The following is a 21462-nucleotide window of genomic DNA, read 5'->3' as shown; positions in this document are numbered from 1 at the left end:
ACCCGAGGTCAGCCGTGGGCGGTTCTATGGCCAGCGTTGGGCTCTCGCTTGATAAGCTGCGGGTAGATGGTAGCCCATCAGCCCTTGGGGTCTCATACGTTGCGTGCGTTCCTTGTGCGCTCCTTTTGCTTGGCGCATCGCTAATCCTCCAGCAACATACGAACCGGTTTCATAACACCCACAACGGACGTTGACGTTTGTAACATCGATCGATATACGGTCATTACATGCACAACGGAGACCGGCAATGCAGTATGTCATCTATACGCGCGTCAGCACCGAAGACCAGGGCAAGAGCGGTCTAGGGCTCGAAGCCCAGCAGCGCGACATCGACATATTCCTCACCAACTTCTCCGAGGTGCCGTACGAAGTCATAGGGCAGTTCCAAGACATCCAGTCGGGAAGCGACAACGAGAGGCCCGAACTGACGAAGGCCCTTGCGCTAGTCCGCAAGACCGGCGCGGAGCTTCTTGTGGCCAAGCTCGACCGCCTGAGCCGTAAGGTGTCCTTCATTGCCTCGCTCATGGATGACAAGAAGGTCAAGCTACGCGTGGCGCAGATGCCGATGGCTGACAAGTTCCAGCTTCATATCTACGCTGCACTCGCAGAGCAGGAGCGGACCTTCATCAGCGAACGCACCAAGGCGGCACTACGCGCAGCAAAAGACCGTGGCGTTAAGCTTGGCGGATTGCGTGACGCCACGATGAAGCGCAATGCCGCTATTCGGGAGAGGGCCAACGGGGAGGCGCAACGCCTTATCAAGGTGGTTGGTCCGCTGCGTGAGGCTGGGCAGTCGCTGGCTAAGATTGCCGAGACTCTGAATGAAATGGGGATTGCTACGCCACGAGGCGGTACGTGGTCCGCAGTGCAGGTATCCCGCGTGATAGAGCGCGTTTGACCGCTGAAGCGACAGGCCACGCCATGAACAACCCTCCCGATCAACTGCCAAGTAAAATCAGTACGGAGCACAGAGCGAGGCCCGCCTGTCGAATGGATATAGCGCAGCGTCAGCGCTTGCAAGGGCCGCCCGTGAGGTCGCGCTGTTTCAGCTAACCGTACGTACTCATCTGTGTGGCCGTCTGTTTGAAATTCCGGGCGCATCAACCGCATAGCCGCCCGCGCTCCACTCTCTCATTCTCACTTATGCAACTGAAAACGTTATATAAATTGTAACTTCTTCTTGACGTGCGTTCCCTTTCGGACCTATGTCTGTCTTGCGAATTGTCGCGCAACTGCCAAGGAGTATTCTCAAATGACAATCTCAGTCGGATCAGTCACCATCGAGATCCACCGTTCCTCTTTGTGGCTGGAGACAGCGTGCCACGAGCTTTTCGTTGCGAAAGGCGCGGGCGTAGTGCACAGCCGAAAGCCGCAGCGCGTGGTCCCTAGCGAACCTGTTAGCGTGGTTTGATCCGCACCGTCAGCGGGCATTCGACCGTGACCTGGGACTATCCATGAGGCGGGCAATAAGCTCGCCTTTTGCTTTGCCGGATGTTTTCCCGTTCTGTCTCCGACTAGCCTGTGCAAGGGTTGGTCTGTCTGCTCCTAAGGAAACACATGACCAATACGCCCTCTGTCACGCTGCATATGATTAACGACGAGATGCGCATTCATGACCTCGAACTCGCTGCGCGGCTACGGTTCGCAAAGCGCATAAAGTTACGTGACCTTATCAAACGCCACGTCAATGAACTCGCAGCTTATGGGTTTCTTGCCACTGTAGAAAAGGCTTCTGAGGTGGACGGAGGCCGACCCTCTGAGGAATTCTTCCTGAATGAGGGGCAAGCCATTCGGATTGCCGTACTCGCAGATGTGCTCGACACACAAACCGTATGCGAGATGGTCGTCAAGGCATACGCCGACTATCGACGCGGCCTCACATCGATTACGGCCCCAACGCCCGACCTAGCACCTGTCCTGTCGATCCTCCAGCAGATGGCCGAAACGCTGGCCCACCTCACGAAGCATATGGTCTCGCGTTGAGCCGTCGATATGGAAACTGAGCTTTCTCAAACCTCGTCCAGCGCGCCACCATAGACCTAGCTTCGGCTGGTATTTTTACCAGGAAATTACCATCTATTGCCTAACGCGAATATCCTGCCGGATAGTACTATGGACTTTATGAAGCCTCAAACGCGCAGCGCGCTGATGTCTCAGATTCGAAGTAAGGATACTAAACCGGAGATGCTGGTCCGGCGTCTTCTACATGGTATGGGCTTGCGCTATCGCTTGCACCGGAAGGACCTGCCGGGAAAGCCTGACATCACCCTTCCGAAGTGGAATACCGTGGTCTTTGTCAACGGTTGCTTCTGGCATCAGCACCCAAGCAACAACTGTCGGGCGTCCGCAATCCCGACCAGCAGACAAGACTACTGGGTTCCCAAGCTGGCGCGAACGGTAGCCCGTGACGCTGAGAACGTTGCTGCTCTCAAAGCACTCGGGTGGCGTGTCCTTGTCCTCTGGGAATGCGAGCTTAAGGAGGAGGTCGTCCTGCAAGCCCAGATCGAAACCTTTCTCAATATGCCCAACCATCGAAGCTTGCTCGAAACTTGAAGCCACGTTCGCAATGACCTGTGATGTGTTCCCGGAAGGGATTCACAAAGATGGTCTGCTCGTCTACGCTCGCACCTGCTTCGTTTCTTGGGATGGTATCATGAGAGTAGTGTCACTTTTCTCCGGCGCGGGTGGGCTAGATTTGGGGCTCATCCAAGCCGGTCATGAAGTGGTTTGGGCAAACGACTTCGATAAAGATGCCGTCTGCACATACTCCCGCAACATCGGTAATCACATCGTCCTTGGAGACATTTGCAGCATCCCCTCTTCCTCCATTCCGGACTCTGACGTGGTTGTCGGCGGCTTCCCGTGCCAAGGCTTCTCTCAGGCTAACTTGCTTCGTTTTGAAGAGGATGAACGGAACCGCCTCTATTTGGAATTCCTACGGGTCGTACGGGATAAGCGCCCCAAGTATTTCCTTGCAGAGAACGTGAGGGGCATCCTTAGCCTTGCCGGGGGACGAGCCGTCGAGAAGATCGAGCGGGATTTCGCCGCTGCGGGATACCGCGTGTCCAAGCGCCTGTTCAATGTCGCGGACTTCGGAGTTCCTCAAGCGCGCCAACGCGTTATCATTGCCGGGGTGCGCAGCGATCTCCCGAGAGGCCGTGACTTCGTATTTCCGGAGCCGACACACGCTGACCCGCGCCGGAAGGATACGAGGTTGAGGAATTGGGTCACGATCGGGGAAGCTCTGGCGCACATTCCGGAGCCCGCCGCCGGTCTCGACATACCCAATCACATCTTCTCCAAATACAAGGTGACGAACCGCAACTTCACGGGGCACCGGACGACGGACCCGGACAAGCCGTCGCCGACGATCTTGGCTCGCGGCAACGGCGGCGGCGGCGTCTGCGCAATCCAGCATCCTAATAATCACCGGCGAATGTCTATCCGAGAGCAAGCTTCTATTCAGACATTCCCGTTAGACTTTGAGTTTGTCGGGGCGATGAACTCGTGCTACAGGCAGGTCGGGAATGCGGTTCCCGTTTTGTTCGGCAAGGTATTAGGCGACCAATTGAAGGAAGCCGCACCTCTAAAGGAAGTTGCTTGATGCGCGTCGTTTCGCTTTTCTCAGGTGCCGGAGGGCTCGACCTAGGCCTCATTCAGGCTGGCTTGCAAGTCATTTGGGCAAACGACATCTTCTCGGACGCCGTCCGTTCGTATGAAAAGAATATCGGCGCGCACGTTGACGAGCGCGATATCACGGAGATCCCCGGCTCGGAGATCCCCGACTGCGACGTGGTTGTTGGCGGCTTCCCATGCCAAGGCTTCTCGGTGGCAAATTGGGCGAGGTCGCTGGAAGACCCACGCAACCAACTCTACAAGCAGATGGTCCGGGTTGTCGCAGAGAAGCGGCCTCGCTTCTTCGTGGGCGAGAACGTCAAGGGCCTTGCCTCATTTGCCAAGGGTGAAGTCCTTAGGGCCATTGTGCAGGAGTTCAGTGATCTCGGATACAAGGTCCGACATCATCTTGTAAACGCGGCTGACTATGGGGTTCCCCAAGCCCGCAAGCGGTTGCTCATCCTTGGCGTTCGGAACGACCTTTCCGACGATTTCGCCTTCCCCCCTCCTGCCACACACGGAGACCCGGAAATTGCCCTCAAGACGGGCGTGAAGCCATGGCTGTCCGTGGGGAAGGCCCTCGCTCACTTCCCGGAGCCCGAAGACGCGCCGCACATTCCCAACCACGAATGCTCGAAATACAAGCTCCGGTTCAACGGCCACATCGGTCATCGTAGGATCGATCCTACGAAGCCCGCGCCTACAGTGACCGCACGGGGCGACGAACGGGGCGGAGTGGTAGTCCTGCACCATCCCCGCAACCATCGCCGGATGACCGCACGGGAGCTTGCCACCGTCCAATCTTTCCCGGATACGTTCGAGTTCCACGGCACGAAAACTTCTGCGTACCGGCAAATTGCAAATGCCGTGCCGCCGCTTCTTGGCAAGGCCATTGGCGGGATGCTGAAAAACGCTGAGATGACGCAAGCCGGACACGATCAATCGGACGTGGCATGATCCCCCCAATTAAGCCGTTCGATACCTATAAATGGCGGTGGCTATCCGTTGCGCCGTCAGAAGGGCTTCTGGAAGCTCCGGTATTTCTTGGAGTGCTGCGCGCTCTGGCTAAGCACGAAAACGAAGCTCCCTCAAGCGAACAGGTCGCAAAGGACCTCGCGAGGGTTCAGGCCGATACGAAGACCGATATCGATCTCGGTCGAACAGCCGACCGCAATCTCATTAGAAATTCCGGGCAATACTGGAAAGGCACCGGCCTCCTTAAGCCTACGCGGGGCATCATCCAGCTTACCGATCTTGGCAAGCAGGTATCGAGTGGAAAGATCACTCAAGGTGAGTTCGCGGCACTCATGGTGCAGCAAACGGTCCTTCCTAATCCACAAACCTACTCAGACGCTGAGATCGCTAGATGGAAAGCCACAGGACTGGAAATCCGGCCACTCCAGCTTATTCTTGAGGTCATCAATAGCATAGGACAGTCGGCCGGCATCAAGGATGCGTTCCTTACACCGAACGAACTAATCAAGGTTGTCATTCCTCTCGCGGGAGCTAAAGAGACAATCGCGAACATGGTCACCTATGTACTCCGCTACCGCCGCGTAGGCCCGGTGGTCGTCACGGGCTGGCCGGATTGTACTCCCGCTGCCAATGACCACCGCCTCGCTCGCGAGTTCATGCTCTTTCTCGCCAACTTTGATATTCTCCGAAGGGACCACGCTATCGATGGGTACGATCAGCGGTTCCATTTGGACGAACTTTTTGAGACCAACGCAGTCAGCGTTCCTGCCACGACCTCCATTTTCACCGGACCGATCAACGCGCAAAAGGCGCTTGAGGAGGTCCAGCACTCCGACCTGCCTTCGATTATCGAGCGCCAAAAGGCCACCGCGCAGGTAGTTGTTAGGAAGGGCCAAGCAAAGTTCCGTGCTACGGTACTGGACGCGTACGGAGGCAAATGCCTCGTCACTGGAGAGGAGCTTTCACAGGTCCTAGAGGCAGCACACATCGTTCCCGTTACCAACGGTGGCGCAGACAGCAGCGACAACAGTTTCTGCCTCCGCGTCGATATCCATCGGCTCTATGACGGACAGCATATTCGTATTCTCAGTAATGGCGACTTGGCCCTGACCGACCGCGTTCTCCAAAGCTGCAACTATAAGACCCTTCCGAAAGCAATCGCCCTTCCCGCGTTCGTCAACCCCGCTAATGTAAGATGGCGCAACGACTATCTTTGACAATCTACAATTGGCTCTATGCACAGCTGGCGTCTCTGCCGGAGCCATCGCTGAACAGTCGACACAGCTGGTGGCTGGTTAGCGAAAACAGCTAATCTTAGACGCTTTTTTCACGCTCATCGCGGACCATCGACGTGGAAGGCTTTGGCTTAAGAGACCGCGTAATCACTTGATTCTGCTATTGCACGCGTCGCGTTCCGCACCGGCATGTTGCGTATTGATACCACGTCCAAACTGCCACACAAACATGCCACACAGCCCCACAACGGAAACGCGCCTTTTGCCAATGAAATCAACGACGAAAAAGTTCTATTGTCCCGTCCTCTTCTGGGCACCATTCCATTCTTGATCACTACCGGATCAAGGAGTTAAGCCTATCCAAAATTTACGCATTTGTGCCTGTGGAAACAGGCCAGCAGCAATGCGTTCAAGGCTTGCCTGCTCAATTCCACGGACTTTCAAAATCCATATTAACGCGTATTCCGGTCGCCGATAGCCAGCCGCCATTGACTTGTTCATTGCCGAATGGAACATAAAGCGAACAAAATGGAGCCTTGTGATGATCCGATACGCCACATCCGTAGCCAGCGCCCCTGAGCCTTCAAAGGCGCGCGCGGCGCCAGCCGCCAAGCTGGCCATTGAAATGCCTCCGCCCAACCAGGTCGTTGATGTATCCTCGGCCGGTGCGGCGCTTGCTGCCTATCCGCTGCTGGTCGGCTCCGAGTCAGACGAGTTCGGCTCCGACACTTTGCCAAAGATCACAAAGCCACCACGCCGTGCGGCAAAAAATCGGAAGGCTAAAGTCGCCGAAGCAGCCAGCACTCCACTCCAGCTTGATCTTGAGGCCTAACCGTCTCTTCGGGACAAGAATTGGCGGCGATCCCGGGACCTCCTCCCATAATCTATATAGCACTTCGGAATCCCGAAATTGGTTGCTGTCTTGAAATCATTGAATGTTTTCCCACGATGACCTCACCCAAAACCCGGCGGATTTCGGAATCCCGAAGCGGGGGAATTTCGGGATTCCGAAGTGAGGTTTTTTCGTGACGACGTGTGCATCTGTCGACAGTAAGCGGCCGGCGGACCGGTATCCTGCGGGAGCCATCAGCAGAGCTTTCCCTTATCGGGTGGTTCGCAGCATGTGCATCTCATGCGTCAGCGCCGCTTTGGCCGGCGCGTGATGGCGTGGTTGATGGCCTTCACGCGGCCATTTCGGTCGTCGTCTTCCTGCTGTCTGGAATAACGGTCAGAACCCCCATGCCGGCTTCTCTGGCGGCGCTCAGAAGCAATTCTCTGAGTCGGTCCATTCCCGCTTGCCCCATGACGGCATCGGCGCAAGCCTTCACCGCCGCCACGTACTCCTCTCCATCCTCAAACGGCCAGTCCACCATCAGAACTTCGGCTGCGTCGTGGAGCGTCCTGACGATCTTGCGCTTGTGCCGGTCGCCGAGAAAGAGAACAAGAGGCGCAAAATCCGCCGATGTGTTCCATTGCATGGCATTTTCTCCCCAAGAGTTAGAATATTAGTAACAATGCAAAAAGCGTGCCGGGGAAGGCGGGAGGCGCTATCGTTGCCCGATAGAGCCGTTTTCTATCGACGGCCTCGGCAATGGATGCGTGACGAGTGCGGCCAAGCGGGGCTGTTTCATTGCTCAACGCATGGCCTGCCGAAAGCGCGGCCGCCTCGTCCGACACCCCCGCAAGCCTCGCACAAGAACGAAATCGGATACCGGGACCAGGATGGGCATACGGCCGTGCCGCCTGTGAGCGCCCCGCATGCCGGACTGCCTCGCCGGGCAGGCCGGAAACCATAATTGTTTCTAAACACTCTGGAGTTCGCTCGGGATGAAAGTCGTAATTCTCGCCGGTGGTCTGGGTTCGCGCCTCGCCGAAGAGACCAGCGTCCGGCCTAAGCCCCTGGTCGAGATCGGCGGCATGCCGATCCTCTGGCACATCATGAACATCTATGCCCATCACGGGCTCGATGATTTCATCATCTGCGCCGGCTACAAGGGCTATATGATCAAGGAATATTTCGTAAACCTTGTTCTGCACCACAGCGACATCACCGTCGACCTCGGCGCCAACAGTATCAACTATCACGGCGGTAAACGACCGAACTGGCGCGTGACCGTGGTCGATACCGGCATGCATTCGATGACCGGCGGCCGTCTCGGGCGCATTCGCGACCATCTGACACCAGGCGAACCCTTCTGCATGACTTATGGCGACGGTGTCGGCGACATCGACATCGCCGCCGAAGTCGCCTTCCATCGCGATCACGGCCTGAAGGCGACGATGTGCGCGGTAACCCCGCCCGGACGCTACGGCGCCACGAATATCGAAGGCCAGTTCATCACCTCCTTCGTCGAGAAACCTCGAGGCGACGGCCAGCGTATCAATGGCGGCTTCTTCGTGCTCGACCCTTCGGTGGTCGATCTCATCCCAAGCGACGACACGATTTGGGAAGCCGGACCGCTGGAATGGCTTGCCGCCAACAACCAGCTTGCCGCCTTCAAGCATGACGGCTTCTGGCAGCCGATGGATACGCTTCGCGAGCGCACCCATCTGGAAGAACTCTGGAATTCCGGGAAGGCGCCGTGGAAGCAATGGGCCTGACCGATTTCTGGAAAGGGCGGCGGGTTTTCCTCACCGGCCATACCGGCTTCAAGGGTTCCTGGCTTTCCCTGTGGCTGGAACGGCTCGGCGCTGAGGTGAGCGCGGTTTCCCTGGCGCCTGAGACCGAACCGTCACTCTATCGGAAACTCGCTCCCTGGGACGATCGCGGCCATCACATCGTCGATATCCGCGACGCCGAGGCGCTTCTTTCTCTCTCCAGGCGTTTCGAGCCGGAGATCGTCATCCATATGGCGGCGCAGGCGCTGGTGCGGCGTTCCTATGAGAACCCGGCCGAGACCTTCTCGACCAATGTCATGGGAACGGCAAATGTTCTCGACGCAGTCAGGCAGACGCCCTCCGTCAAAACAGTGCTGGTCATCACCTCGGACAAGGTCTACGCCAATAATGGCAGCGGCATCCCCTTCGTCGAGACCGATACGCTCGGAGGCAAGGATCCTTACAGCAATTCCAAAGCCTGTACCGAACTCATCTGCCAGAGCTACCGCGACAGTTTTTTCAATGGCCGAGATCTCAGGCTCGCCACGGTGCGCGCCGGTAATGTCATCGGCGGCGGCGACTGGTCCAGGGATCGGCTGATCCCGGATTTCATCCGCGCCTTCGAAAGCAACCAGCCGATCATGCTGCGTTATCCCGCGGCGATCCGCCCCTGGCAGCACGTACTGGAGCCGCTTGGCGGTTATCTCGGCTTCGCGAAAGCGCTGACCGAGGAACGCGTCAAGGATCTGCCGAATGCGTTGAATTTCGGCCCGCATCCCGAAAGCTTCGCCACTGTTTCCGAACTTGCCGAGGCGCTCGGGCGTGCGCATCGCGTCGAAGACGTGTGGCGGCTGGCGCCGGGGGAACATCTGCCCGAAGCGCCGGCGCTGACCCTGAGCTCGGCGCTCGCGCTCGACACCATCGGCTGGCGCCCGCGGCTGAGCCTGCAACAGACCATCGACTGGACTGCCGCCTGGTACAAAGCCAACCGCGAGGGCGAAGACATGCGCGCCTTCTCGCTCGGCCAGATCGCGGCATATGAGGAAGCAGTATCATGACAGCGCACAATTGCCGGTTTTGCGATGCTCCGTTGAAGCATCGTTTCGTCGACCTCGGCTCGACGCCGCTCGCCAATGCCTATCTGACGGAAGAGCAACTCGAGCAGCCGGAGCCATCCTATCCGCTGCGCGCCTTCGTCTGTTCCGAATGCTGGCTGGTGCAGGCCGATGCTTTCGTCCCGCCGGAAGACATCTTCAGCCACTATGCCTACTTCTCCTCCTACAGCGACGGCTGGGTGGAGCATGCCCGCCAGTTTACCATCATGGCCCGCGAACGTTTCGGCCTTACCGCGGCGTCGCAGGTCATCGAAGTGGCGAGCAATGACGGCTATCTTCTCAAACATTTCGTCGAGGCCGGCGTGCCGGTGCTCGGCATCGAGCCGGCTGAGAACGTCGCGGAGGTGGCGCGGCAGATCGGCGTTCCTACGGAAGCGCGCTTCTTCGGCAAGGAAACCGCTGCCGACCTCGTCTCCCGCGGCCTTGCCGCCGACATCGTCATCGGCAACAACGTGCTGGCCCACGTGCCTGATATCAACGACTTCGTCGGCGGGCTCTCTGCCGTTCTGAAGCCGGATGGCGTTGTCAGCGTTGAATTCCCGCATCTGCTGCGGCTGATGGAAAACATCCAGTTCGACACGGTCTACCACGAGCATTTCTACTATCTTTCGCTGCTCGCCGTCGAAAAAGTCTTCGCCGCGCACGGCCTCAATGTATTCGACGTAGAGGAACTGCCGACCCATGGCGGCAGCCTCCGCGTGCTTGCCTGCCGTGCAACATCCACGGTTCACGCAATCGGTCACGGCCTAGCCAAAGTCCGCGCCGCTGAGGCGGCTGCCGGCTTCGACAAGGTCGAGATCTACGAGGCCTTCCAGAACCGCGTCGCGCCGATCAAGGACGGGCTGCTCGCCTTCCTCAACGAGGCCAAGCGCAACGGCAAGACGGTCGCTGCCTATGGCGCTGCAGCCAAGGGCAATACGCTGCTGAATTTCTGCGGTGTCGGCACCGACCTGATCGACTACGTGGTCGATCGTAATCCGCACAAGCAGGGACACTTCCTGCCGGGAAGCAAGTTGCCGATCTATGCGCCTGAGAAGATCGACGAGACGCGGCCGGACTACATTCTCATCCTGCCCTGGAACATCAAGAACGAAGTCGTTGCGGCCAACAGCAGGGTCGGAGCCTGGGGTGGACGCTTTGCCGTCGCCGTGCCGGAACTGACGGTGCTCGGATGAAATTCCTTCCGACGGCGGTTTCGGGCGCCTTTGTCGTGGAAGTCGACGCGCGCTCCGACGACCGGGGAATGTTCGCACGAACCTTCGACGCACAGACCTTCGCGGCGCGGGGTCTGGTGCCCGTCTACCCGCAGTGCAACGTCTCCCAGAACCACATGCGCGGGACGCTGCGCGGCATGCATTACCAGGCGCAGCCGCGGCCGGAGGCGAAGCTGGTGCGCGCCACGCGCGGCAGGGTCTTCGACGTGGCACTTGATCTCAGGCCGGATTCGCCGAGCTATCTCAAGTGGGCCTCCGTCGAGCTCGATGCCATCAGTCACAATGCCTTCTACATACCTGTCGGATGCGCGCACGGCTTCCTGACCCTCGAGGACGACTGCGAGCTCTTCTACCAGATGTCGCAAACCTACGTACCGGAACTTGCCCGCGGGGTCCGCTGGGATGATCCCGCCTTTTCCATCGCCTGGCCGTTCATGCCGAGCATCATCAGCGAGCGCGACGCCGCGCTTGAGAGCTACGGCCAGGAGACAAGCCTTTGAGCGGCATCAAACTCAGCATCTGCATCCCGACGTACAATCGCGAGGCCTACCTCAGAAACGCGCTGACCTATTGCCGGAACAACTATAAATTCGATTTTCCCTTCGAGATCGTCATCTGTGACAATGCCTCCACTGATCACACCCAGCAAGTTGTCGAGGAGTTCATCGGGCACGGATTGCCGATCCGCTATTACAAGCGTGAGGTCAATGCGGGCGCTAACGCCAACGTCACGAGCGCTCTTCGCCTCGGCAGGGGCGAATACGTCGTCTATCTCGCCGACGACGACATCCTGATTGCCGATGCGGTGGCCAACACCGTCAAATATCTCGATGAGAACCAGGATGTGACCTGCGCCCATGCGCCCTGGTTCCTCTATGACGAAGTCGCCAAAAACGACATCACCAAGTTCTACAATGTCGAGGAGGATCGGAAGTTTCCGCGCGGCAGCTTCGGCGACGTCTTTCAGTATATCTTCGAACGCCACATCTTTCCGGAAATCGCGATCTACCGCGCGTCGGCCCTGCGGTCGGCCTGGATCCCGCGGGACATCTGCTTCTACCCGTTCCCGTTCCTTGCGCATTTCCTCGATCAAGGCGCGGTCGCCTTCCTGCAGCGGCCGTTCTATCGCTCCATCGCCAATTCGGCGATCGTTCGTGACCGTCCACAGGAAGGCGCCAATGACGTCATGACGAGCTGGGATCGTTATCGCGGCGGACTTGAATATTTCCTCTATACGGGCGCCAGGCGCGGGGCGGTGATCCTGACGCCCGAGTCACGTCTCAAGTATGAAGAGATGTGCAAGATCTTCACGCTCAACCGCATGGCGGTCGCCTTCCGCTTCTGGGCCGCGCGCAAGAATTTCATCAAGGCCTATGAGCTCTATACCCGCATCATGTGGGGCGGGATGCTCGACCACCCGGAAATTCGCCCCTTCCGCGAAGGGCTGCCTCTGATGGTCGCCATCCAGACGCTGGTGAGCGAAGTGAATTCGGCAATCGGCATCGACACGTTGCTTCTCGGCGGCTTCTCGGAAATCACCGCACTCGAAGGCCTGATGCGCGAACTCGGCCTCAACGAAAAGGTGAAGGTTACGGTGGAAATCAGCGACAGCCCACTGGAAAGCACTGCCGTCTTCATCAACGTCGACAGCGACCGGGAATATTTCGTAGCACTCGGCTACCTGCCCAATCTGGTGTTCCACGAGCACGATGTCGCCCGGCACATCATCATGTGAGCCTCGCGCCAGTTTCAAAAGCTAGCGTCGTGGCGGGCGCCCGCGTCTCGATTTCAATTCAACAGAAATTAGCGGCATGACAAACAGGATCTTCTACACCAAGCCTTCCATCACCCAGCTTGAAATCGATTATGCCACGGACGCGGCAGCGACCGGCTGGGGCGCACGCTGCTACGACTACATCAACCGCTTCGAACGCGACTTCAAGACCCATCTCGGTAGCGACTTCGCCATCGCTACATCGAGCTGCACCGGCGCCATGCACATGGGCCTGGCCGCGCTCGGTGTCGGCGAAGGCGACGAAGTGATCCTCGCTGACACCAACTGGGTCGCCACCGTCTCGCCGATCGTCCACCTCGGCGCCAAGCCGGTTTTCGTCGACGTGCTGCCGGACTCCTGGTGCATCGATCCAGACGAGGTCGAGCGGCACATCACCTCGAAGACCAAGGCGATCATCGCAACCCACATCTACGGCAATCTTTGCGACATGGATGCGCTGCTCGAGATCGGCAAGCGCACCGGCATCCCAGTGATCGAGGATGCGGCGGAAGCGATCGGCTCCGTTTGGAATGGCCGCCGCGCCGGCTCGATGGGCGCCTTCGGCACCTTCTCCTTCCACGGCACGAAAACGTTGACGACGGGCGAAGGCGGCATGTTCGTCACCAACGACGCCGCGCTTTACGAACGGGTGCTGACGCTCAGCAACCACGGCCGCGCGCGCGGCCAGACCAAGCAGTTCTGGCCCGACGAAATCGGCTTCAAATACAAAATGTCCAACATCCAGGCGGCCATCGGCTGCGCACAGCTCGAGCGCATCGAAGAACTCGTCGCCCGCAAGCGGGAAATCCTCGCCGCTTACATGGTCCGGCTTTCCGCCCTGCCGGGCATCTCGATGAACCCGGAATATAGCGGCACGATTAACGGCGCGTGGATGCCGACCGCGGTCTTTCATCGGTCGACGGGTATTGTCCGCGAGATGATGCAGCAGGCCTTCGAGACCGCCAATATCGACGCGCGCGTCTTCTTCCATCCCCTCTCCAGCCTCTCCATGTTCGATGACCGGCCCGAGAACGTCAACGCCTGGAGCATTCCGGGCCGCGCGATCAACCTGCCCAGCTATCACGACATGAGCGAAGCCGATATCGACCGGGTGGCGGCAACGCTGCTCGATGTGGCGGCCGGGCGGATCTACCATAACAGCACGGCATTGCGGCAGTCGGTCTAAGGCAGCCCTACAGCGAAGGACAAAGAACAGTCATGACCACGAAGGACGATCGTCTCGAATTCGAAGCCCACAGGCGGGAGATGTCGCTTGCGCTCGGCAAGGACGAGGCAAGTTTCCAACAGTCGCTGAACACGCTGATCGGGCTCGACAAGTTCGACTACTTCTATCTCTGGTCATGGATGGGCGTGCCGATCATCCAGCTTCCGGTCGATATCCTGGCGACACAGGAAGTCATCTGGGCGACCAAACCCGATGTCATCATCGAAACGGGCATCGCGCGCGGCGGCTCGCTGATCTTCATGGCGTCGATCCTCGCCGCCACGGGCAATGACAAGGCCAAAGTTGTCGGGGTCGACATCGACATCCGCGCCCATAATCGCGAGTCGATCGAATCCCATCCGATGTCGAGCCGGATCAAGATGATCCAGGGCGGTTCCGTCGACGACGACGTGCTTGCCGCCGTGAAGGCCGAGATCCCGCCGGGCGCCCGCGTCATGGTTGTGCTCGACAGCGACCATTCCTACGAGCATGTTCTGGCGGAATGCCGAGCCTACGGTCCGCTGGTGACGGAAGGCTGCTACCTCGTCGTCGCCGACACGCTCATCGGCCACTTGACCGAGGAGCAGGCCTTCACGAAGCGCTCCCAGATTTGGCTGCGCGGCAATGAGCCGCTGAAGGCAGTCACCGATTATCTGGCGGAAACCGACCGCTTCGAAGTCGATCCGGTCCTGAACGGCAAGCTCGTGCTGTCTTCGTCGCCGGGCGGCTACTGCATCTGCCGCAAGGCGTGAGCGGACAATCAGGGATAGCCGTTCATGGCGCAGGTGGATATCGTCAACCTCAAGGACAATGCGGATCCGGCACGACGGCTCCGACTTCCGATCAGGGACGATAGCGGCAGGCATGTGGGCGACCTGCAATGCATCGACAGATCGATGCTCGACGAGCCTGGCCTGATCGACGACCTGACGACGTGGCGCAACCAGTCGATGCCGTTTTTCCTCACCCAGTTTAGCGCCAGCAAGGAACGTACGCGGCGGTGGCTCGAAAGCATCTCGCTGCCCGCCCATGACCGAATCCTATTCGTCATTTGCGATCCCGGCGGAAACCGGTTGGGCAATTTCGGCGTCTGCAACATCCGGCCCGGCTCGGCCGAATTCGACAATGTCATCCGCGGCCGGGCGAGCGATATCCGCAATTTGATGTTCCATTGCGGCATGACAATGCTGGAGTGGACGTTCGCCGGGCTTGGGGCCGAAACGGCCGAGTTGCACGTCTTCTCCCACAATGAAAAAGCGATCGGCCTCTACAAACGGCTGGGCTTTTCGGCAGCCGAAAGCCTGCCGCTGCGGCGCATCGAGGAAGAGGACATGGTCAAATATTCGGTCGTTGATCGACCAGAAGCAAATGCCGGCTTCGACTATCTGAGGATGGAATTTCCGATCGAACGTTTCCGACAGGCGCATTCAGCGGCTTTGCTGACCGGCTGAAGCGCCTAGAGCCTTTCCTGGTCAGATTGAAGCACTCTGCCGGAGCAGGCTTTCGTCAGGGCAGAGGCGATTGGCGATGGGCATACCCCAGGTACATCCGAGCCGATCGCCTCTGATCCTGGCGGAAAGATGTCCGGCCCACCGGCCGCACCGCTTCGCTATGGCAAAGCGATAAGTGCGTCCGGCGATTTCCAAGTCTTGCAGATTTGCCAGGCAAATCTGCGGCAGGGTTGGCTGAAACGGGCCGCCTGCTCGACCGGCCGGCTTGGCCGTAGAGCTCGGCTACGACGCGCGCCGGCCGGTCGAGCATCCGACTCCGTTTGAGCCAACAGAATGCTTCAATCTGATCAGGAAAGGCTCTATCGCACCGGCTGATAGTGGCCGCGTAGCGGAACCTTGTCGTCCATCGAGATGAAGCCGTCGCGTTCGCAGACATACATCAGCGTCGGCATGCCGCCCGAGCGGAAGATTTCGTCGTAACGGCGGCGGATCTGGACGGTTTCGGTGCGGCAATTATAGGATTCTTCCTCCTTCTTGTCCGGCTGCGCCTTGACGCCGGGCAGACCCTTGTAGGGATAGAGGGGCTGAACGTTGGAATCGACCGATTTCGTCCAGTCGACGGCAGAGGCGGACGTGGGCGCCAGGCCGGACACGGCAACGAGCGACATCAGAAGCATCATGAGCCGCATGGCAATTCTCCTGCCGGCAATAGGGCACTCACAGGATGTAGGAAAACCGGAGACCGTCATCAAGCGGCGGTCGCGGGCGATTTCCTGAAATAACTTCTGATAACGGGATGGCCGAAGAGGCCGGCAAGGATCGCAAAGGCCGCGCCGGCGACGAAACCGGCGAGAAGACCGCCGATGACGCCGGCGACCAGCAGGATCTTCTTTCCTGGGCCATCGGCCTTGACCGGCGGCTCGGCCGGCGAGATGACGCGAATGTTACTCTGGTTGAGGTTCTGCTCCTCGTTCGTCTGGCTGGAGCGCTTCAGCACCGTCTCATAGATATCGCGCGCCGCCGTCGCCTTGCGCTGCAATTCATTCAATTCCACCTGCTTGTCCGAGGTGCTCGCCTGCAGCGCCTTCTGCACGGCAAGTTCCTTGGCGATGCTGTCCTCGGCGGCCTTGGCCTGCTCGTACTCACCCTTGGCGGACGTGGCGAGACGCTGCAATTCACCCTTGATTTCACCGGCAATGCTTTGCAGGGAGGAGCGGGCCGCCTGCAGGCGCGGATGGCGCGTGCCCATCTGGCTTTCGAGGCTGCCGACGGCGGCGGCCTGGGTGGCATATTGCTGGCGCAGGCTGACCAGCGGCGAGGTGACGCCACCCTCCGCCTGGTTGCCGGCGACGATGTCTTCGACGCGGAGATTGGCGACGGCATCGGCGCGGGCCTTCGCCTGAATGGTCTTTTCCTGTGCCGTCACCAGCAGCGTGTTCAGCGAGACGAGCCGCTGATCGGAGATCAGATTGCCTTCGGTGGCGACCATGTCGTTGTCGGCGCGGAAGGTTTCGACAGCCTGCTCGGCCTCCAGTACCTTCTGGCGCAGATCGTCGAGACGTCCGTCGAGCGTCGAGGAGGTGTTTTCGTAGATGCCGTTCGAGGCGCTGTTCTCCTCCTCAGTGAAGGAGGTGACGACCTGGTTGGCGAGCCTTGCGGATTTTTCGGGATCATTGGTCGTCGCGGCAAGCGAAACAACATAGGTGCTGGCCTGACGGGTGATGACCAATGCCTTCTGCAGGGCGCCGATCACGGCGGCGCCATCGGTGCGGCCACCGGTGAATTCCGGATCCTGGTCAAGCTTCATGGTCTCGACGACGCGGCGAAGCACATTGCCCGAAGTCAGGATCTGCACTTGGCTGTCGATCAACGTCGAGATCATTTCCGGCGAAGGCCCCGACGATTGCCCGCCTGCATCGGCAAGGCCGATCTGGCGCGGATCGAAATAGAGGCTGCTGACGGCGGTGAATTTCTGCCCGATGGACGGCGCCACCGCCCCGCCGGCAACGGCGCCGAGCAGCGCCAGACCAAGGACGACCAGCCGTCGGCTCCAGATCGCCGCAACACTGGAGCGGAGATCGAGAAGCGGTGCGGCAGGCACAGGCACGGCGTTCGACGGCGCGTCCACGGCTGACTGTTTCAAAGGTGCGGTCGGGGGCGAAGGCGCCGGGCGCTCGGACCGGCGGGGTGCCGCGACACTTGCCTGTGGCGGCACAGGAGCGGCGGGTTCGAGCACCGGCGGCACGAAATCGTCCGGACGGACGACGGGGCTGCGCATGCGCACGCCTTCCGGCGCAGTCTGAGTTGACTCATAACTGCGCCAGCCAGGGAGCCGGCTTACCCTGTTCCTGTCATACTGGTTCATACGCACACTCGTGTCCCGCCCAGCGTGAAAGACTGAAGCCGAGGTGCTGAGACTTTAGAAATTCTTAGCTAACGGACCGTTAAAATAATCTCAGCGACGCCGATGTTGCGATTTGCCGCGATTGCGAGGATAGCCATGAGGACGAGACGACATCTGACGGCGCTGCTGCTTGCGGCCGCTCTCGTCCCGTCGCCGGCCCTTGCCGCCGACGCGCCCTGTTTTCGCGGCGTCAATCTTTCCGGCGGCGAATATGGCGAGCGCGGCGGCACCTTCGGCACCAACTATACCTATCCCGGCGAAGACACGATCGGCTATTTCGCCGAAAAAGGCATGACGATCATCCGCCTGCCCTTCCGCTGGGAGCGGCTGCAGCCGGCGCTCGGCGGGCGGCTCGACGAGGACGAGTTCAAGCGGATCAAGGATACCGTCGGGCTGATCCGCAAGCACGGCATGGCCGTGCTGCTCGACCCGCATAATTTCGGCTATTACGACAAGGCGCAGATCGGCACGGCGCCGGCGACGGATGCTGCCTTCGGTGATTTCTGGGCAAGGCTCGCGGTCGAATTCGCCAATCAGGACGGCGTGCTCTTCGGCCTGATGAACGAACCGCACGACATCAAGGCGACGGACTGGCTCGATGCCGCCAATGCGGCGATCCGCAGCATCCGCGCCGTCGGCGCCCGCAACCTCATCCTGGTGCCGGGCACCGCCTGGAGCGGCGCGGCAAGCTGGGAAACGGACGTGATCGGCGGCGCCAATGGCACGGTCATGCTCGGCGTGCGCGATCCGCTCGACTTCTACGCCTATGAGGTCCACCAGTATCTCGACGCCGATTCCTCCGGAACCCACCCGACCTGCGAAGGCTCAGGCGCCGCCGTCGAGGCGATCGCCGGCGTCACCGCCTGGCTGAAGAAGAACCATAAGCGCGGCTTTCTCGGCGAATTCGGCGCCTCCACCGACAAGGACTGCATGAGCGGGCTAACCGAGATCTATTCCACCATGTCTGATAATGGCGACGCCTGGCTTGGCTGGTCCTATTGGGCGGCGGGCGAATGGTGGCCGGCCGACGAACCGTTCAACGTCCAGCCGCGAAAGGGCACCGAGCGGCCGCAGATGCGGCTTCTCGTCGCCTCGGCAAAAGCCAAAGCCGGCGCCTGCGTCACCGTCAAGCCGGCGGGGAATTGACATGGCGATCCTCGACCAGAAGGCAGCGAGTTTCACCATAGCCGGCAACCGGCTCAATGCCGCCGGTCAAGCGTCGCGCATCGACTACCCGGTGCTCTGGCTCGGCCTGCTGTCGGTGCTCTACAACGGCATTCTCGCCTTCATCAACCACAACATCATGCCGCTCTCGTTAACGCATGTCGCCGCCAGCGAGGGGCTGATCATGGCGAGCGCCATCCTCTACATTCTGCACAAGGGGATCTACGAGACGGACCTCCCGGCCTTCCTGTTCCTGCTGTTCACGCTTGTCGTGACGATCTACGTCAGCGTGCTGAACCGCATGCTGTTCGTCGATCATTTCCGCAACGTGCTGATCATCTTCTGCTTTACCGGCCTCGGCGGCTGGAGCAACGAGAAAACCATGAAGCTCGCCTTTCGCTGGGCGAGCCTTGCCGTGATGATCTTCCTGATCTTCGAGATCGTCAGCGTGCCGTTCTACGTCAGCATCGTCCATCCGTCCGATTATTTCGCCAATACGCGCGGGCTGCTGCCATTGAGCTACAACACGACAGGCCTGTTCCAGAACGCGCTCGGCTTTCCCGAGCGTTTCTCCTTCGGCATTATCGACCACCGCTCGTCGTCGATCTTCCTCGAACAGGTGTCGCTCGCCAATTTCTGCGGCGTGATCGCGATCTATCTGATTTCCATGTGGGAAAGGCTCGGTCGCTGGGACCGGTTGCTCATGATCGGCACGGCGGTACTGATCCTGGTGACGAACGATACGCGCACGATGCTGATCTTCTGCCTTGCCTGCATCGGCGGCTATTTCGTCTTTCCGAAGATCCCGAAGAATTTCAATCTGACGCTGATGCCGCTGATCGTCGCCGCTGGTTTCCTCGTCTACACCCTGAAACCCAATGCGACCGGCGACAATTTCACCGGCCGCATCAACCTGACGATGAAGAAGGTCATGGATCTCGATCCTCTCGCCATCCTCGGGCTTTCGGTCGACCGGGTCGCCGAATTTGCCGACAGCGGCTATGTTTATCTGATCTACGCGGCGACGATCTTCGGCGTCATCGCCTTCTGGCTGTTTGTCTGCCTTTTTCCGGCGGGACGCACGGCGGCGCAGCGGCGTTGCGCCCATTCACTTTCTCTTTTCATTTTTCTGAATATGATGATCGGGGGGACCGCTGTTTTCTCGATGAAGATCGCCGGTCTCCTGTGGTTCGTCGTCGGATATATGCGCTTCCACGACAGCCCGCGCCTCCGGCAGGATCGTGCGGCAGATGTAATGAGTTGACCGTAGCGGCACGGCGCCCGCGCGAGCCCGAGGAGCAAGACGCTCGATGCTTGTCCAGCTTCAATATCTGCGCGCCATCGCTGCGCTGATGGTCGTCTATTTCCACGCGATCTTGCAGCTTGCCAAGGTCAACCCCGCCGTCGACGCCACCGCCTTCGTCTATGGCGAGACCGGCGTCGACATCTTCTTCGTGCTCAGCGGTTTGGTAATGTGGCTAACGACGAGCGGGCGGGCGATGAGCCCCATCGATTTTGCCCGCCGGCGGATCAAACGCATCGTGCCGCTCTATTGGCTGGCAACGCTGTTTTCGGCCGTCGTGGCGCTGGCGGCCCCGTCATTGCTGAAATCGACAGTGTTCGACCTGTCGCATCTCATCGCCTCGCTGTTCTTTCTGCCATGGGCCAATGCCGCCGATCCGAGCACGATCGCCCCCGTCGTCGTGCCGGGCTGGACGCTGAATTACGAGATGTTCTTCTACCTCGTGTTTGCGCTGCTGCTGGCACTCCCGGAAGTCCGCCGGATTCCAGCGATGTTGGCCGTCTTTGCCATGATCCTGATCGTCTGCCGGCTGCTGCCTGAGATGACGGCCAGCCGGTTCTACGGCGAGCCGATCATCCTGGAGTTTCTCGCCGGCGTCGTGCTCGGCTGGCTCTACCGGCAAAAGGTGCTTCTGCCGAACCGCTGGGCATGGGCGGCACTGGCCCTGGGGTTCGCATTTCTCTTCATCAACGAGGCGCTGATGGGGCCGGAAAGCCGGTTCTACGCCTGGGGCATTCCGGCGATCTTCATCGTCTACGGCGCGGTCTCCATCGACTTTTCCAGGCTGCCTTTTATCGGCTGGCTGAACTATCTCGGCGACTGCTCCTACAGCATCTATATCACCCACGCCTTCACGTTGGCTTTCCTCAGGGTCGCCGCCGACCGCCTGCCGATCGGCATCCTGAAGCAGCCGGTCCTCTTCGTGATCCTGTCGCTGGTGCTCTCGTCGATCGGCGGCGCACTCATCCACGAAATCACCACGCCCCGCCGCAAGGTCGCGGTGGCAGGCCGCCCGCCGGCCTAAGATTCAGCGCTCGAAGGCGAGAATACGCATCCCGGCGGCGCTGGCGGCACAGTTTTTCGCGCAACTTCTCCTAAGCTATGCCCAACGTGAGAGAACTTGCAGAAACATGACGGTTCATCTTGCAATTTGTCGCATGAATGAAAGTGCGCCGGCCTGTTCGCCGCCGGGGCTTTGATCTAAGCACGGCGGCGGTCTTGAAGAGGGAAGAGCGAGAGACATGAGAAGCTATGTATTGACGGTATCCTGCAAGTCGACGCGCGGCATCGTGGCGGCGATTTCGAGTTATCTGGCCGACAAGGGCTGCAACATCATCGACAGCTCGCAGTTCGACGATCTCGATACCGGCAAGTTCTTCATGCGCGTCA

At 59.6% G+C, this 21462-nt stretch carries 23 protein-coding genes; 19 read left to right on the top strand and 4 right to left on the bottom strand.

What is annotated here, in order from left to right; all coding sequences use genetic code 11:
• Window positions 1–247 precede the first annotated feature (247 nt).
• The 6 genes from HJB83_RS15490 to HJB83_RS15465 all read left to right on the top strand — a co-directional run bounded on the left by HJB83_RS15490 (window position 248) and on the right by HJB83_RS15465 (window position 5807).
• Window positions 248–898 (top strand): recombinase family protein, encoded by a 651-nt coding sequence (locus HJB83_RS15490; RefSeq protein ID WP_221132359.1) that lies wholly within the window; start codon window positions 248–250, stop codon window positions 896–898.
• Window positions 899–1557: 659 nt separating this feature from the next.
• On the top strand, window positions 1558–1983 hold the full coding sequence (locus HJB83_RS15485; RefSeq protein ID WP_221159567.1) for a hypothetical protein: 426 nt from the start codon (window positions 1558–1560) through the stop codon (window positions 1981–1983).
• Between the two features lie 129 nt (window positions 1984–2112).
• Complete coding sequence (locus tag HJB83_RS15480; RefSeq protein WP_221132357.1) at window positions 2113–2553, top strand: very short patch repair endonuclease; 441 nt, start codon at window positions 2113–2115, stop codon at window positions 2551–2553.
• Between the two features lie 100 nt (window positions 2554–2653).
• Entirely contained in the window at window positions 2654–3604 is a 951-nt protein-coding gene (locus tag HJB83_RS15475) for a DNA cytosine methyltransferase (protein ID WP_221132356.1), read from the top strand.
• The gene (locus HJB83_RS15470; protein WP_221159566.1) at window positions 3604–4572 is read left to right on the top strand and encodes a DNA cytosine methyltransferase; all 969 of its coding nucleotides are present in this window, start codon (window positions 3604–3606) and stop codon (window positions 4570–4572) included. The genes HJB83_RS15475 and HJB83_RS15470 overlap by 1 nt, the downstream gene beginning before the upstream one ends.
• Entirely contained in the window at window positions 4569–5807 is a 1239-nt protein-coding gene (locus tag HJB83_RS15465) for an HNH endonuclease (RefSeq protein ID WP_221132354.1), read from the top strand. The genes HJB83_RS15470 and HJB83_RS15465 overlap by 4 nt, the downstream gene beginning before the upstream one ends.
• A 360-nt stretch (window positions 5808–6167) precedes the next feature.
• Here HJB83_RS15465 and HJB83_RS15460 read toward each other — a convergent pair whose 3' ends face one another.
• A complete protein-coding gene (locus HJB83_RS15460) occupies window positions 6168–6446 on the bottom strand; it encodes a hypothetical protein (protein ID WP_221132353.1) in 279 nt (92 codons plus the stop codon).
• On the opposite strand from HJB83_RS15460, the gene HJB83_RS34595 reads away from it, so the two are divergent.
• Window positions 6367–6657 carry a poly(hydroxyalkanoate) granule-associated protein gene (locus HJB83_RS34595; protein WP_311044290.1) on the top strand — a complete coding sequence of 97 codons (291 nt, stop codon included), beginning with the start codon at window positions 6367–6369 and terminating at the stop codon, window positions 6655–6657. The genes HJB83_RS15460 and HJB83_RS34595 overlap by 80 nt on opposite strands.
• Window positions 6658–7006: 349 nt before the next feature.
• Here the strand turns inward: HJB83_RS34595 and HJB83_RS15455 are convergent, their stop codons facing one another.
• On the bottom strand, window positions 7007–7303 hold the full coding sequence (locus HJB83_RS15455; protein WP_221132352.1) for a DUF982 domain-containing protein: 297 nt from the start codon (window positions 7301–7303) through the stop codon (window positions 7007–7009).
• A gap of 349 nt (window positions 7304–7652) precedes the next feature.
• On the opposite strand from HJB83_RS15455, the gene rfbF reads away from it, so the two are divergent.
• The 8 genes from rfbF (at window position 7653) to HJB83_RS15415 (ending at window position 15202) form a co-directional block, all read left to right on the top strand.
• Window positions 7653–8426: a glucose-1-phosphate cytidylyltransferase gene (rfbF, locus tag HJB83_RS15450; protein ID WP_207582516.1), complete on the top strand. Its 774-nt coding sequence runs from the start codon at window positions 7653–7655 to the stop codon at window positions 8424–8426.
• Window positions 8417–9481, top strand: a complete 1065-nt coding sequence (rfbG, locus tag HJB83_RS15445; protein WP_207584235.1) for a CDP-glucose 4,6-dehydratase — start codon at window positions 8417–8419, stop codon at window positions 9479–9481. Before rfbF ends, rfbG begins: the two co-directional genes overlap by 10 nt.
• Complete coding sequence (locus HJB83_RS15440; RefSeq protein ID WP_221132351.1) at window positions 9478–10713, top strand: class I SAM-dependent methyltransferase; 1236 nt, start codon at window positions 9478–9480, stop codon at window positions 10711–10713. The genes rfbG and HJB83_RS15440 overlap by 4 nt, the downstream gene beginning before the upstream one ends.
• On the top strand, window positions 10710–11252 hold the full coding sequence (gene rfbC / locus HJB83_RS15435) for a dTDP-4-dehydrorhamnose 3,5-epimerase (protein ID WP_221132350.1): 543 nt from the start codon (window positions 10710–10712) through the stop codon (window positions 11250–11252). The genes HJB83_RS15440 and rfbC overlap by 4 nt, the downstream gene beginning before the upstream one ends.
• Complete coding sequence (locus HJB83_RS15430; RefSeq protein ID WP_221132349.1) at window positions 11249–12487, top strand: glycosyltransferase family 2 protein; 1239 nt, start codon at window positions 11249–11251, stop codon at window positions 12485–12487. The genes rfbC and HJB83_RS15430 overlap by 4 nt, the downstream gene beginning before the upstream one ends.
• Before the next feature lie 76 nt (window positions 12488–12563).
• Window positions 12564–13712, top strand: coding sequence for a DegT/DnrJ/EryC1/StrS family aminotransferase (locus HJB83_RS15425; protein ID WP_207582512.1), 1149 nt, complete (start codon window positions 12564–12566; stop codon window positions 13710–13712).
• Between the two features lie 32 nt (window positions 13713–13744).
• Entirely contained in the window at window positions 13745–14503 is a 759-nt protein-coding gene (locus HJB83_RS15420) for a cephalosporin hydroxylase family protein (protein ID WP_207582511.1), read from the top strand.
• A gap of 24 nt (window positions 14504–14527) precedes the next feature.
• Window positions 14528–15202: a GNAT family N-acetyltransferase gene (locus tag HJB83_RS15415; protein ID WP_207582510.1), complete on the top strand. Its 675-nt coding sequence runs from the start codon at window positions 14528–14530 to the stop codon at window positions 15200–15202.
• A 359-nt stretch (window positions 15203–15561) separates the two neighbouring features.
• Here HJB83_RS15415 and HJB83_RS15410 read toward each other — a convergent pair whose 3' ends face one another.
• Window positions 15562–15891, bottom strand: coding sequence for a hypothetical protein (locus HJB83_RS15410; RefSeq protein ID WP_221132348.1), 330 nt, complete (start codon window positions 15889–15891; stop codon window positions 15562–15564).
• A 59-nt stretch (window positions 15892–15950) separates the two neighbouring features.
• Complete coding sequence (locus tag HJB83_RS15405; protein WP_221116643.1) at window positions 15951–17567, bottom strand: GumC family protein; 1617 nt, start codon at window positions 17565–17567, stop codon at window positions 15951–15953.
• 135 nt (window positions 17568–17702) lie between these two features.
• Here HJB83_RS15405 and HJB83_RS15400 point away from each other — a divergent pair, with 135 nt between their 5' ends.
• The 4 genes from HJB83_RS15400 to HJB83_RS15385 all read left to right on the top strand — a co-directional run.
• Window positions 17703–18752, top strand: a complete 1050-nt coding sequence (locus tag HJB83_RS15400; protein WP_221116642.1) for a glycoside hydrolase family 5 protein — start codon at window positions 17703–17705, stop codon at window positions 18750–18752.
• Window position 18753: 1 nt separating this feature from the next.
• Window positions 18754–20034 (top strand): hypothetical protein, encoded by a 1281-nt coding sequence (locus HJB83_RS15395; RefSeq protein ID WP_221116641.1) that lies wholly within the window; start codon window positions 18754–18756, stop codon window positions 20032–20034.
• 46 nt (window positions 20035–20080) lie between these two features.
• Window positions 20081–21097 carry an acyltransferase gene (locus tag HJB83_RS15390; protein WP_221116640.1) on the top strand — a complete coding sequence of 339 codons (1017 nt, stop codon included), beginning with the start codon at window positions 20081–20083 and terminating at the stop codon, window positions 21095–21097.
• A 217-nt stretch (window positions 21098–21314) separates the two neighbouring features.
• A partial coding sequence (locus tag HJB83_RS15385) for an ACT domain-containing protein (RefSeq protein ID WP_221132444.1) occupies window positions 21315–21462 on the top strand: 148 nt, incomplete at its 3' end.

Origin of the sequence: Rhizobium sp. NZLR11 (genome assembly GCF_019685115.1) — a bacterium.
Classification (GTDB): Bacteria; Pseudomonadota; Alphaproteobacteria; order Rhizobiales; family Rhizobiaceae; genus Rhizobium.
Note: the sequence above shows the minus strand (reverse complement) of the source record. Positions and strands in the feature narration are given on the sequence as shown.

What these genes read in the sequence shown, in the direction of transcription:
- rfbF (WP_207582516.1), top strand. Translation starts at nt 7,653, where the DNA reads ATGAAAGTCGTAATTCTCGCCGGTGGTCTGGGTTCGCGCCTCGCCGAA.
- HJB83_RS15415 (WP_207582510.1), top strand. Translation starts at nt 14,528, where the DNA reads ATGGCGCAGGTGGATATCGTCAACCTCAAGGACAATGCGGATCCGGCA.
- HJB83_RS15485 (WP_221159567.1), top strand. Translation starts at nt 1,558, where the DNA reads ATGACCAATACGCCCTCTGTCACGCTGCATATGATTAACGACGAGATG.
- HJB83_RS15455 (WP_221132352.1), bottom strand. Translation starts at nt 7,303, where the DNA reads ATGCAATGGAACACATCGGCGGATTTTGCGCCTCTTGTTCTCTTTCTC.
- HJB83_RS15470 (WP_221159566.1), top strand. Translation starts at nt 3,604, where the DNA reads ATGCGCGTCGTTTCGCTTTTCTCAGGTGCCGGAGGGCTCGACCTAGGC.
- HJB83_RS15480 (WP_221132357.1), top strand. Translation starts at nt 2,113, where the DNA reads ATGGACTTTATGAAGCCTCAAACGCGCAGCGCGCTGATGTCTCAGATT.
- rfbC (WP_221132350.1), top strand. Translation starts at nt 10,710, where the DNA reads ATGAAATTCCTTCCGACGGCGGTTTCGGGCGCCTTTGTCGTGGAAGTC.
- HJB83_RS15400 (WP_221116642.1), top strand. Translation starts at nt 17,703, where the DNA reads ATGAGGACGAGACGACATCTGACGGCGCTGCTGCTTGCGGCCGCTCTC.
- rfbG (WP_207584235.1), top strand. Translation starts at nt 8,417, where the DNA reads ATGGGCCTGACCGATTTCTGGAAAGGGCGGCGGGTTTTCCTCACCGGC.
- HJB83_RS15405 (WP_221116643.1), bottom strand. Translation starts at nt 17,567, where the DNA reads ATGAACCAGTATGACAGGAACAGGGTAAGCCGGCTCCCTGGCTGGCGC.
- HJB83_RS15465 (WP_221132354.1), top strand. Translation starts at nt 4,569, where the DNA reads ATGATCCCCCCAATTAAGCCGTTCGATACCTATAAATGGCGGTGGCTA.
- HJB83_RS15475 (WP_221132356.1), top strand. Translation starts at nt 2,654, where the DNA reads ATGAGAGTAGTGTCACTTTTCTCCGGCGCGGGTGGGCTAGATTTGGGG.
- HJB83_RS15420 (WP_207582511.1), top strand. Translation starts at nt 13,745, where the DNA reads ATGACCACGAAGGACGATCGTCTCGAATTCGAAGCCCACAGGCGGGAG.
- HJB83_RS34595 (WP_311044290.1), top strand. Translation starts at nt 6,367, where the DNA reads ATGATCCGATACGCCACATCCGTAGCCAGCGCCCCTGAGCCTTCAAAG.
- HJB83_RS15460 (WP_221132353.1), bottom strand. Translation starts at nt 6,446, where the DNA reads ATGGCCAGCTTGGCGGCTGGCGCCGCGCGCGCCTTTGAAGGCTCAGGG.
- HJB83_RS15410 (WP_221132348.1), bottom strand. Translation starts at nt 15,891, where the DNA reads ATGCGGCTCATGATGCTTCTGATGTCGCTCGTTGCCGTGTCCGGCCTG.
- HJB83_RS15395 (WP_221116641.1), top strand. Translation starts at nt 18,754, where the DNA reads ATGGCGATCCTCGACCAGAAGGCAGCGAGTTTCACCATAGCCGGCAAC.
- HJB83_RS15390 (WP_221116640.1), top strand. Translation starts at nt 20,081, where the DNA reads ATGCTTGTCCAGCTTCAATATCTGCGCGCCATCGCTGCGCTGATGGTC.
- HJB83_RS15490 (WP_221132359.1), top strand. Translation starts at nt 248, where the DNA reads ATGCAGTATGTCATCTATACGCGCGTCAGCACCGAAGACCAGGGCAAG.
- HJB83_RS15425 (WP_207582512.1), top strand. Translation starts at nt 12,564, where the DNA reads ATGACAAACAGGATCTTCTACACCAAGCCTTCCATCACCCAGCTTGAA.
- HJB83_RS15440 (WP_221132351.1), top strand. Translation starts at nt 9,478, where the DNA reads ATGACAGCGCACAATTGCCGGTTTTGCGATGCTCCGTTGAAGCATCGT.